Genomic DNA, 12,224 nt, shown 5'->3' on the forward strand with positions numbered 1-12,224 from the left:
CCCCCGTCCCCTTGTCGGGGACTCTGTCGCTGCGGGGCAGCGAGGGGCGTCGTACATATAAATTACCCTGTTTCCCTTTTTGCGGTGGGGGATAGCAGTTGCTCGATCTGCCGGGTGATGGCGGCGGGGGCATGGTCGGATTCGATCTGTTGCTGTGCGGCGAGTCGTTGCGTTGCGGCTTGATCAGGGTTGGCTGCGAACTCGAGGATCGCCTGGGCGAGCGACGGTGGATTGCCGGGGTCGGCCCAAAAGGCGGTGGGCGCGTCGGCTTGCAGTTCGATCGCTCCGCCGGCGCGTGTCGCGATCACCGGCGTTCCGAGCGCCATCGCTTCCAAAACCACGTTCGGCATGCCTTCAAATCGGGACGGCAAGACCAACGCGTCGGCCGCGTTGATTTCAGCGGCCGCACTCGCAAGACTGCCGACAAACTGAATCCGACTCTCCAATCCCAGCGACTCGGCGCGCGCCTGCAGTTCGCCTCGCAGCGGCCCGTCGCCGATCATCCGCATCGTCCAAGCCGAACGGGTCTCGGGCCACTTCGATTGCAGCATCGCCAGGGCATCGATCAGATCCGCGTGCCCTTTCTCGTCGGTCATCCGGCCGACACAAACCAACACGGTCTGATCGGAGTATCGCGGCGGTGCTGCCCCGACCGCTTTGCGCAGGCCGATCGCGTCGACCGGATTCTTGATGACGACGACACTTCCCGTTGGCAATCCGTAATATGATTCGGCCGACTGGGCGGCTTGTCCGCTGACGGCGACGACGACGTCCGAGCCGCGGTAGGCCGCCGCCAGTCGACGGCGTTTGAGTGCGACGAAACGTTTTTCGACCAGCGGCAACGCCAGGTGCGGCGGGCTGACGATCGTGGAAACCCTGCGGACTCCCGCTGCCGCTTTTCCGGCGATCAGCGTCATGTGAAACGTGCGATCGTAGACAACATCGATCTTGTTGTCGCGAATCACGCCGCGCAGAAATTCGGTCTGACGGCGAAGTTGTCGGCCGGGAAAGTAGACGCGGCCGGAATCCCGGCAGGAGTCAAAGGAATGGATCGGAACATCCGAAGGGACTTGCCCCAGAAATTCACCGGCCGCTGCGGTCAAGTAAAGATGCGGTTCGAATCGGGATCGGTCGAGTGTCTGCGAAAGCAACAACACCTGCCGTTCGCTGCCGCCGCCGCGCATCGAGCTGACCATCAACAAGACTCGTTTGCGCTGATCCGGCATGCGGTGATGATCCAAAGGAGACAAAAACGTGGTGGGAGATGATGGCTCGCGATTCAGCGATTCAACACTCCCTGACAAAGCCAAGCAAGCTGCTGATCCCACTATTATCGTTTGACTTCGATCCAGACCAAGCGATGATCGGATGCCTTGATCCAGGTGCTCTGTGGGTCGTCCTCGGTCGGCCAGAACACGCCGCCGTCGACGACGTCCAAGTCGCTACTGGGTAAAACATAATCGACCCGCATCGGCCCGTTGCGTCCGAAATCAGCCGTCTTGCTCTGATGGACGTCGCGAACGCGGGGATGGCTTAACAACCGAATGATCGATTCACGGCGACCACTGCCGTCGATCGGGTCGGCATTCAAATCGCCCATCACGACGAAACTGGCGTCGACATCCAGCGCCCCGACGCGACCGTCATCATCGATCAGCCAGCCGCGGGCCGATGCGTCGGCGTCCAAATAGTGATTCCAAAACTGGATTTCATCGTGATTGCGGGCGCCGTTCCGGTCTTCGGGGCCATCGAACACCGGCGGCGTCGGGTGGCTGGCGAGGACGTGGATGACGCGATCACCGACGCGAATCGGCACGTCGATGTGATTCTTGCTGCTCAGACGCAGCTGGGCCCAAATCGCATCGTCGTAATAGGGCTGGCCGGTCGCCGGGTTCCGCGGCCTGATCGCACCGGGCAACTGCTTCCAGAGCAATTTTTGAAAGGTGCGTATCGATGCGGTGTCGATCGGAAAGCGGCTGTAGACGGTCATCGCGTACTGGCCGGGATAGATCCCATACCCCCAGGCATCGTTGCCAGACCCCAATTTGCCGTCGCGATTTAAATCCAAAGCCGAGTCGATTCCCGTATTGCTGGGCGCACTGAAAAAATACGGATAGTCGATCGGCGTGAGTTGTTCATCGCCGGTGGCCGAGTCCTGCGCGACGGCGAAGTAGTTTTCGGCCAGCAACTTGGCCGGCGCCGAATCGAGCTGGAAATCGAGTTCGTTGACCAGCAAGATATCCGGGCGCACCGTTTGGACGATGCTCGCGATTCGTTTTGCCTGCAGATCCTCGCGGTCGGACAGCTGCTGGCGGACTTGCCCCTGCTGTTTTCCGTACAGCGAGACGTTAAACGTCGCGATCCGAAGGGTGTTCTGGGCCACAGCATCCGCAAACAGAAAGGAAGCAATCAGTATCGCGAGGGTCATTCGAATCAACGGAGTCTTCTTATACATTGGCATCCCGTTAGCCTACCCTGGACAGTCCCTTACGCTAAGTCAGCGGACTTGTTTTTCATCACGCTTAACCAGAACCGATGACTGAGATTCATAATTGCCCCACGATTGAGGTGCATCAATACCTGGGCGCTCGGCCGATGCCCGATGGCTCGACGAACTTTTGCGTTTGGGCACCGCTTGCCGATCGAGTCGTCGTTGACGTGGTCGATGGCCCGCAATCGATCGACATGGAAAAGGACGACGCCGGGTATCATCGTGCGGCGATCGCGGGTGTCGGTGCGGGATCACGCTACTTTTATCGTGTCGATGGCGGGCCACAGCGGCCCGACCCGGCATCGAGGTATCAACCGCGAGGGGTTCACGGACCAAGCGAAGTGGTGGACCCGCAATTCGAATGGACCGACGGGCAGTATCGCACGCCCGGTCGAGACGGGTTGATCATTTACGAGTTGCATCTGGGAGCCTTTACCGCCGAAGGCACGTTTGCCGCGGCGATCGATCGGATCGGCGAACTCGTTGAATTGGGAATCACCGCGATTGAGTTGATGCCCGTTGCGGCATCGGCCGGCCGATGGAATTGGGGCTACGACGGCGTCGCCCTGTTCGCACCGGCCGATGCTTATGGCACTCCCAATGATTTCCGCCGATTTGTCGATGCCGCCCACGCCGCCGGTTTGGCCGTTTTTCTGGACGTCGTCTACAACCACTTGGGGCCCGAAGGGAACTACCTGTCTGAATTCGGCCCCTACCTGTCATCGAAGCATCAGACGGTTTGGGGCGAGGCGCCGAATTTCGATTGCCCCGTTCACGGTGATGCGGTGCGACGATTCTTCACCGCCAACGCGGTTTACTGGTTGGATGAGTTTCATCTGGACGGGCTTCGTGTCGACGCGATTCATTGCATGGCCGACGACCGAGAACCCCACGTGGTTGCCGAGATCAGCGATGAAGTCGCGGCTTGGGCGCGGCAGAACCAACGCCAGGTGATGCTGATCGCCGAGTCCAACGTTTACGATCCCGAGATGACGCGGCCGCGGGCCGGGGGCGGGATCGGGTTTGACGCCATGTGGTGCGATGACTTCTTGCACAGCACGTTTTCCGTCTTGCGTCCCGGCGAGCAACTCTCCCACCGCACCTACCACCCCAAGACCGACCTGGACCACACCTTGCGTCACGGATACGTCTATGAAGGGACGTTGCGACGGGAACGCCGCCGAACCACGCCGGCCCAGCGTGTCGATTCCAGCGGTCTGGTGTATTCGATCCAGAACCACGACTTTATCGGCAACCACCCCCTGGGCGTCCGCTTGCATCAATTGACCTCGCCCGACGCCCATCGGGCTGCCGCGGCGCTGATGATGTTGGTCCCGGCGATCCCGATGCTGTTCATGGGAGAAGAGTTTGCGTGTGAGCATCCCTTCCGGTTTTTCGTCGATTTTTCAGATCCGCGACTGCGCGACGCCGTCGTCGAAGGCCGTCGTCGCGAGTATCCGCAACACGATTGGGATGGAGGCGTATTGCCGACCGATCCGGCGGCGTTCACGTCGGCAAAGATCGGTGGCCAAGGCGACGGCGACGCACGGACGTTGCAGTGGTATCGTGAACTGATTCGGCTGCGAAAGCAGACGCGCGCTAGCGGCTTGCTGGTCGACGCCAAATTGACGGTCGAGTCGGACCTGGAGAAGAATCTATTTGTGTTGCGGTACGCCGACGAAAACGAACGGCTGACGCTGGCCGTTCGACTCGCGCCGCAATCTGAATCGGATGATGCCGTTGAAATCGAAGCCGATGGCGATTTGGTTTTGGACTCGCGCCGCGTCGGGGGCGGAGAAGTGAGCGGTGGGTTGCGATCCAATCACGCGCGGGTCTATCGGCAATCGCTCCGATAGGGTTAGCGGAAATCCACTCGGACGCGCGTCAGTGGATCCGGCATTAGGGGGTAGTGTCGGGGCCGGCCGGCGGCAATCGATCGGGATTCGATAAACCAAGAGTCGCCCGCTCGGACCGTTGTTCCCAATCCGTTTTGTTCGATCGCAATCTCCGCGGTCACGACGCCCTCCTCCGATCGATGTGTGGCGACGTACCAGGTCGGATTCCAGTGATCCGAACCGTCCAGGTCATCGTGTGTGCGACCATCACGTGTGAATCCAAGGTGCATCGCCGTTAGCAGGTCGCGATCGATGTCCAACCCCAGGATGACGCGATCCGATTGCCTTAGATCTGCGTCGCGGCGACCGACCGGTCCTGATTCATCGGTCGATGCAAACTCAGCCGCGGGGATTTGCATCGCGACATAGATGAATTGATCGTCCCAGCTGAATCGCAGTTTCGAAGGTGTCGCTCCACGTGTCAGCGCCGCTCGGGCGTGGTCGGCATTCCAAAACGACTCGTCGAGCAAGCCGTCTAGTCGCGGCGGCGAGGGGGTGGCCACGGCAACCGCGACTTGGTCGGAGGCCGACTGAAGCAAACTGGACCACGGCGACTGGCGATCCGCGATGCGTCGCACGTCGGCCGAGAAGTCCTGTTGGGAGGTCATTTCCGCAGGCACGTCTTCGTCGGAGGACTCCGCTCGGGTCGGCTCGGGACCGCCGCGCTGTCGCTGCGCGAACGCGTCTTCGGCAATCAGACGAACCGGATGCATCTGCCAAGCCAAGTCGAGCTTCTGGTCGGACTTCGAACCTGTTTGACGCAACGGGGTCAGCAACCCGCCGCCGCGACCGCCCGCCAGCGGAACGGTCGCCGAGGCTTGGATCACGCCCGATTGCGAATCCATCGGGCCCGTGCTGTTGGACAGGCCAGCGCTGTTGGAGAGGGCCGTGTGCGATTGGAACGGCGAGACGATCGCCGCATGACCGCCCCGCGTGGGAAACAGTTCTTGGGCGGTCTCGGGAAGCGATTGACGCACGTCGGCGGAAATCGCGTTTGATCCGGTATGGACATGTGGCTGCCCCGAGGAATCCAGGCGAATCGCCGAGACCGGGTGCCGATCCCACTCGCGGCTGTGTTGACGCGCCCGGGCGTGGAGCTTCAGCAACTGGGCAGCCGACGAATCGTCGAAGCGGCGGGAGATCTCATCCCACACCGTGATCCGGTTTGTTTGGGCGATCGACTGGCGGGCGATCGACCACGCGGACCGAAATTGGTCTTCGCGACTCGTTTGATCCAACAATCGACGCATCGTCGAAACGAACTTGTTGGTTTCCAGCGCGAGCATCTCCTTGATTGCGGTTTGCTGCTTCAGCCGTCCCTGGATCACCTGCAATCGACGGTGACTGGCTCTGGATTTTCGCGGCGGCAATCGATGTCCGCGGGCCAGACGAACGCCTACCCCCAAGCTGTCCCCGCGTACCGATTGCGAACCGCTGCTGTAGCGTGTGTTGATCGCGACCCATGGGTTGTTGGTGAGATCAGGACCGGCGTGGAGATCGAAGTCGGCGACCAGCATCAAGCTGTCTTCGGCAAAGTCACCGGCCAACACGCCGCAATCAGGCAACATCGCGCTGTCGTGCAACAGGGTTTCCCCCTGGCCGTGATTCGCGTACTGGACGACTTTTTCGGTGCCGCCGGCAACGGCATGCTGCAGCAGGGCAGATTGAGTTTCCTGGGGCAGATCGGCCGCAAGGGCCAAGATCGGTGGACGATGAACGTCGATCCAACGACGGAGTGTCGCGAGCGATGCTGCGGTGTCCGATTCGCGAAACGTGTCAACCGCTGCGACTCCCAGTTGCATCGCGGCTTGGTCCAAGGCATGCATCTCGCGTCCATCGGCGGTACCGACGATCAGGTTGCAACGCCAACGTTTTTCCAGAGTTTCGCGTCCGATCAACGACCATGGGATCTGGTCTTCGTTGGCGGCGATCACCAGTAACGCGCACGAGGAAGGTTCGCTGGGCGTGGAAGCGACCGATTCCTCGGTGGGCAACCGGCGTACGGGGGCCCAGGACTGGCCGCCGTCGGTTGACCGAAAGATGTTTCCGTGGTCACCGGCACAGAGCATCGTTCGACCGTCCAGGCGACAGAAGGTGCGGACGACCGACCGCGTTTGGATCGCTTCGGCCAGCATCGCCGACTGATCGGCCGTCGCCGCATTCCGGGATGACAGACGCTGCGATGGAAGGGAAGCGTCCGGCTGGGGATCGAGCGTCGACTGCCAACTTCGACCGCCGTCGCGAGATTGAAACGAGGTTGCGCCGGTGATCGGATCCGGGGCACCAATCGCGGCGATCGCTGGACGTCGGCCACCGGCGAATTCTTCGCCGCTTTGATATTGGATCGTGCGCAACAGCGGCAATTCGGAATCCGCGGATCGGCGCCACGAGGCTCCGGCATCATGGCTGACCAGAACGACGCCCCGGCTGATGCGCGTGACCACATCAACGCCGCCACCGATGGCGATCACCCTCTGGGCGTCGACCCAGACGGCGTCATTGAGTCGGCACTGTACCCCGCTTTCGACCGCGCTCCACGATTCGCCGCCATCACGGGTCACCAAGATGCTGCCATGGTCCCCGACCGCGACGCCTCGTCGCTGGTCAGCGAACCGGATCGCACGGACGGTTGCTGAATCTCGCAGCGTTTCGCCATCACAGTAATCCGGTGGCGTGAGCGCCTCGGGGGCCACTCCCTTCGAATGGATGCTCGACGTGATCGGGGCGGCTTGGATCGGAGGCAGCGATCGCAGCGTATCACGGACATTGGTGAAATCTTGGGCGTGGGCGGGTGAGATGACCGCCAGAGTGGTGGCCACGATCGTGTAAACGACGTGTTTCATGTTTGGATCCATCCCCTGACAAGGCTTCCGACAAGAATCAGCGCTAAATAACCGAGGACCAGGTTGGCCAGAATGTAGGCCCCCGATGCCCCCCAACGCCCCTGGCCCGCCAGCATCGTGGATTCGGCGGCGAAGGTGGAAAACGTGGTCAGCGAGCCCAGGAATCCTACGCGAAGGGCCAGCATTAATCGCTCAATCGACTCCGACTCCGGCGGTGCAAGGGAGGATAACGCCCCCAAGAGGCCGCATCCGATGATGTTCGCCAGCGTGGTGCCCAGCAGGGTCGACCCGCCCGGGGTCGCTGCGGCGGCGAGCGTCACGCCGTACCTGCAGAGTGATCCCGCGGCACCGCCGAGGGCGATCGCTGCCAAATTGAGCCAACTAGTCATCTGTGCCGGGTGTTTTTCGCATTGCCTAAGCTTCGGCCCCCACTTACGTTAAGCAGCTAGGTTCGGAAGTTCTCCCTGCCACGTAAATGTCAGTTTCCCTACTTTCGACGTCTCCATTTCCATTTCGAGCTAACAATTTCCCACTCATGAGCACCGCAAAAGCTGCCAACACTGAAAATCGCGTGATGACCGGAGCCGACATTATTGTCAAATCGCTGGTAGATCACGGGGTCGATGTACTGTTCGCCTATCCCGGCGGATGCAGCATGCCGTTGCACCAAGCCCTGACACGTTTCGGCGACTCGATTCGGACCATTTTGCCGCGTCACGAGCAAGGCGGGGCGTTTGCCGCCCAGGGCTATGCCCGGTCGACCGGTCGGGTCGGCGTGGTACTGGCGACCAGCGGCCCCGGGGCAACCAACCTGGTCACCGCGATCGCCGACGCCAAACTGGACAGCATCCCGATGGTCTGTCTGACCGCCCAGGTTCCCACCCGCGCCATCGGTTCGGACGCGTTTCAAGAAACGCCGATGGTCGAGGTTTGTCGTGGAATCACCAAACACCACTACCTGGTCACCCACATCGAGGAATTGCCGCGGGTGATGAAGGAGGCGTTTCACATCGCCAGTTCCGGACGCCCGGGGCCGGTGTTGGTCGATTTGCCCAAGGACGTCCAGTTGTCCGACGTGACGAGCAACTTGGATCTGGATCCCCCGATGAATCTGCCCGGCTACGAGGCGGCACCGCCGCCGGTGCCCAGCGAAACGATCCGCCAGATCACCGCGGCGATCCGATTGGCCCGACGACCGATCATCTATGCCGGTGGCGGTATCATCGCGGGCAACGCCAGCGAGGAGTTGAACGAGTTCATCAACAAGACCGGCATCCCCACCGTGACCACCGTGATGGGCATCGGTGCCGTCCCGCCGGACAGCGAGAACTCGATGGACTGGTTGGGCATGCACGGCGCGGCTTATGCAAACTACGCCGTGCGGGATTGCGATTTGCTGATCGGCTTGGGCGTTCGTTTCGACGACCGTGTGACCGGTAAGGTCGAAGCGTTTGCCAAGGACGCAAAGATCATTCATGTCGACATCGACGCTTCCGAGCTGAACAAGAACAAGGAAGCCCACATCCCGGTCCGCGGCGACGTCAAACAAGCGCTCAACGCATTGAACAAGACCGTCACCAAGTGCGACATCGATCCGTGGCGTGATCACTGCAAGGAACTCAAGTCGAAGTATCCGTTCAAGTACGATTCGGAGTTCGACGGAATCTTGCAACAACACGCGATCAAGACGCTCAGCGACGTCACGGCAGACATGGATGCCCAAATCTCCGTCGGCGTCGGACAACACCAGATGTGGGCGGCACAGTTCTACCGGTTCCGCCGCCCCCGGACCTGGCACTCCAGCAGCGGCCTGGGCACGATGGGTTTCGGACTGCCCTGTGCGATGGGCATCCAAGCGGCCCTGCCGAACTCGTTGGTCATCGACATCGATGGTGACGGCAGCTTCCAAATGAACGTCCAAGAGCTGGCGACCTGTTTCTGCGAAGAATTGCCCGTCAAAGTCTTCCTGCTGAACAACCAGCACTTGGGGATGGTGGTGCAGTGGGAGGACCGGTTCATGGACCGCAACCGGGCTCACACCTACCTGGGCCCGATCCATCACGACGAAGCGAGCGGTAACAGCGAAGCGGAACGATTCTCCTACGCCCGCGAACGATACCCCGACTTTGTAAAGATCGCCCAAGGCTACGGGTGTGGTGCGGCAACGGTCCGGAAGAAGGCCGACCTGGAAGGTGCGATCCGCGAAATGATCGCCCACAAGGGACCGTACGTGTTGGACGTCGAAGTGCCCTACCAAGAGCACGTGTTGCCGATGATCCCCGGCGGAATGACCGTCGACGACATGATCCTGCAGTAGGCTTACGCATTCAAGACCTCGTTACACGGCTCTGCCTTGTAACGGAAGCGCGAAGCGGCTCGATTGAATCCATCGTGTAGCGGAACTCGTCAACGGCCTGTTGATTTATTCCGACCACACGTGGGATCAGCCGTTTCGCGCGAGCGTACGGGCCTCTAATGCCAAGATAACGCACCGGCGCCCGTAGGCTCGCGCCAAACGGCTGATCCACTACAATGAGTCGTCCGGCACACTTCTGGACGGCTCATTCAAGTGACGATCATGATCAATCGGCGTCAACACATGCGCACCTCTCTACTCGCCATCGTCGTGGCGTTGCTTGCTTTTGGGCGACCGGTTTCCACGCAGGAGCCCGAGCACATGCACACGAACCAATTGATCAACGAAACCAGCCCGTACCTGCTGCAGCACGCGCACAATCCGGTCGACTGGCACCCCTGGGGCGAGGAAGCGTTCGCAAAAGCGAAACGGGAAAACAAGCCGATCTTTCTGTCGGTCGGTTATTCGACGTGTTACTGGTGCCACGTGATGGAGGTCGAATCATTCGAAGACCCCGAAGTCGCCGCGGTGATCAACAAGTACTTCGTCGCCATCAAGGTCGATCGCGAAGAACGACCGGATATCGACGAACAATACATGCTGGCCACCCAAATGATGACCGGACGCGGGGGCTGGCCGAATTCCGTCTGGCTGACCCCCGACGGCAAACCCTGGATGGCGGGAACGTATTTCCCCAAACCGACGTTCATCTCCGTGCTGAAACAGATCAACGAGTTTTGGGTCAACCGGCGCGACGACGTCAATCGTCAAGCCGACGCGCTCGCCGACGCAGCCAAGCGGGCGGGCACCACTGCGGCGATCGAGTCGGTGCCGTTGACGATGGAACTGGTCGATCAGGCGGCCCAAAAACTGGTCGGGCAGTTCGATCCCGAGAACGGCGGATTCGGCGGTGCCCCAAAGTTTCCCCCGCACGGCACCTTGGCATTACTGATCGATCACTACCGCCGCGGCGGCGATGAGTCGTTGCTGGAGCCGATCACACGGACACTCGATGCGATGTGGCTCGGCGGCATGCACGACCATCTCGGCGGCGGATTTCATCGCTACGCCACCGACTCCGAGTGGCTGCTGCCGCACTTCGAAAAGATGCTTTACGACAACGCACAATTGATGCGCATCTATGCCGACGGCTACCAGATCACCGGCAACGAGCGTTACCGGGAAGCGGTGGGCGATATCGATCGCTGGGTGCGACGCGAAATGACCTCACCCGAGGGAGCGTTTTATAGCGCGCTCGATTCAGGAGAAGTCGGAAAGGAAGGCGAAGCGTATGTCTGGACGGCAGAGCAGGTCAAGGAAGTTCTCGGTGAACAAGACGCAACCGTGTACTCGGAAGTCTACAACTTTGCTCCCGACGGCAACTTCTTGGAGGAATCGACCGGACGGAAAACCGGCGAGAACATTCCCCACCTGAAAAGGCCGCTTGAGGAGATCGCCCGATCGCATCCCGTGGGGGAGCAAGCGTTTCTCGAACGAATCCGTGCGATCGAAAAGAAGCTGCTTGAGAATCGTTTGACCTGGCCCCAACCGCACAAGGATGACAAGGTCCTGACCAGTTGGAATGGGTTGATGATCGACGCGCTGGCCCACGCCGGCAGAGTCCTGGATGAACCGGAGTACATCGACTCTGCCGAAGCCGCGGCGACGTTTATTCTTCAGTCGATGACCCGCGACGGAAAGCTGCTCCGCACGTTCCGAAGTGGGACGGCCAAGTTGCCCGGATACCTGGATGATTACGTTTATTTCTGTGACGCTCTGCTGGAGCTTCACGCGGCAACCGGTGACCAGCGTTGGCTGGATGAAACAATTCGCCTGGCCGACACCATGCTCGATGAATTTGAAGATGACGTCGAGGGAGGATTCTTTTTTACCGGTGATTCGCACGAAGCCTTGATGGCACGTTCCAAGAATCTCGGCGGCGGGGGCAACATGCCCAACACCAACGGGATCGCCGCTCAGATACTGGTCGATCTGGCCGAGCGGACCGGTCGGGACAGGTACCGCCGATCCGCCGAAAAAACGCTGCAGTCGCTCTCCGGCGTCATGGCCAAGCAACCCCACACGACCGAACACCTGTTGATCGCAGTCGCGCGCCACCTGAGCACGTTGCCGGAAGTGGAAAGCGCGACGGCGAGCGGAGGGAACACTCGCCGGGTGGATCCGATCACCTTCAAGGTCGAACTGTCGAAGACGGAGGTCCGTCCAGACGAGACGCTGATGGTCACGGTGACACTCGCCATCGACGACGGCTGGCACCTTTACGCCGCCAACCCCGAGGCCGAGTTCTTGATCCCGACGACGGTAGCGGTGACAAGCGATGCCGCGATCACCGTGGGAGAAATGGTTGCTCCGAAACCGCAGACCAAGCTGGATCCGATCCTGAAGCAAAAGCTCAACACCTACGCCGGGACAATCGAATTCAAAGTCCCGGTCACGATCGGTGATGCAGAAGAGGTTGGTGAGGTCACGTTGAAGGTCACCATCGACTCACAAGCCTGTGATGAAGCAAGGTGTTTGGAGCCGGAGAAGACGACGTTCGAAATGGCGGTGCAAGTCCGCTGAATGATGCCAGCGGGAAGCGTGATGGCTTGCTGCATCCCTCTTGTTCCCGGGCTCCG

Annotated in this window: 7 protein-coding genes; 3 read left to right on the forward strand and 4 right to left on the reverse strand. The window is 60.7% G+C overall.

The features are described from left to right. Positions 1-62: 62 nt before the first annotated feature. Positions 63-1,226: a glycosyltransferase gene (locus Mal15_RS21925; protein WP_147869727.1), complete on the reverse strand. Its 1,164-nt coding sequence runs from the start codon at positions 1,224-1,226 to the stop codon at positions 63-65. Between the two features lie 104 nt (positions 1,227-1,330). Continuing rightward, positions 1,331-2,455, reverse strand: coding sequence for an endonuclease/exonuclease/phosphatase family protein (locus tag Mal15_RS21930; RefSeq protein WP_233902949.1), 1,125 nt, complete (start codon positions 2,453-2,455; stop codon positions 1,331-1,333). A gap of 80 nt (positions 2,456-2,535) precedes the next feature. Between Mal15_RS21930 and treZ the strand changes: the two genes are divergently transcribed. Next, positions 2,536-4,347, forward strand: a complete 1,812-nt coding sequence (treZ, locus tag Mal15_RS21935; protein WP_147869728.1) for a malto-oligosyltrehalose trehalohydrolase — start codon at positions 2,536-2,538, stop codon at positions 4,345-4,347. A 2-nt stretch (positions 4,348-4,349) separates the two neighbouring features. Here treZ and Mal15_RS21940 read toward each other — a convergent pair whose 3' ends face one another. Beyond that, positions 4,350-7,229: a hypothetical protein gene (locus Mal15_RS21940; RefSeq protein WP_147869729.1), complete on the reverse strand. Its 2,880-nt coding sequence runs from the start codon at positions 7,227-7,229 to the stop codon at positions 4,350-4,352. Continuing rightward, positions 7,226-7,618, reverse strand: coding sequence for a fluoride efflux transporter FluC (locus tag Mal15_RS21945; RefSeq protein ID WP_147869730.1), 393 nt, complete (start codon positions 7,616-7,618; stop codon positions 7,226-7,228). The genes Mal15_RS21940 and Mal15_RS21945 overlap by 4 nt, the downstream gene beginning before the upstream one ends. A gap of 146 nt (positions 7,619-7,764) precedes the next feature. Here Mal15_RS21945 and ilvB point away from each other — a divergent pair, with 146 nt between their 5' ends. Continuing rightward, a complete protein-coding gene (ilvB, locus tag Mal15_RS21950) occupies positions 7,765-9,546 on the forward strand; it encodes a biosynthetic-type acetolactate synthase large subunit (protein WP_233902950.1) in 1,782 nt (593 codons plus the stop codon). Positions 9,547-9,906: 360 nt separating this feature from the next. After that, positions 9,907-12,168, forward strand: a complete 2,262-nt coding sequence (locus Mal15_RS21955; protein WP_167546978.1) for a DUF255 domain-containing protein — start codon at positions 9,907-9,909, stop codon at positions 12,166-12,168. The last annotated feature ends 56 nt before the right edge of the window (positions 12,169-12,224 follow it).

This window comes from Stieleria maiorica (assembly GCF_008035925.1).
Lineage (GTDB): Bacteria > Planctomycetota > Planctomycetia > Pirellulales > Pirellulaceae > Stieleria > Stieleria maiorica.

Excerpts from the sequence above, each read along its gene's own strand:
- Mal15_RS21925 (WP_147869727.1), bottom strand. The coding sequence starts at position 1,226 with ATGCCGGATCAGCGCAAACGAGTCTTGTTGATGGTCAGCTCGATGCGC.
- Mal15_RS21930 (WP_233902949.1), bottom strand. The coding sequence starts at position 2,455 with ATGTATAAGAAGACTCCGTTGATTCGAATGACCCTCGCGATACTGATT.
- treZ (WP_147869728.1), top strand. The coding sequence starts at position 2,536 with ATGACTGAGATTCATAATTGCCCCACGATTGAGGTGCATCAATACCTG.
- Mal15_RS21940 (WP_147869729.1), bottom strand. The coding sequence starts at position 7,229 with ATGAAACACGTCGTTTACACGATCGTGGCCACCACTCTGGCGGTCATC.
- Mal15_RS21945 (WP_147869730.1), bottom strand. The coding sequence starts at position 7,618 with ATGACTAGTTGGCTCAATTTGGCAGCGATCGCCCTCGGCGGTGCCGCG.
- ilvB (WP_233902950.1), top strand. The coding sequence starts at position 7,765 with ATGAGCACCGCAAAAGCTGCCAACACTGAAAATCGCGTGATGACCGGA.
- Mal15_RS21955 (WP_167546978.1), top strand. The coding sequence starts at position 9,907 with ATGCACACGAACCAATTGATCAACGAAACCAGCCCGTACCTGCTGCAG.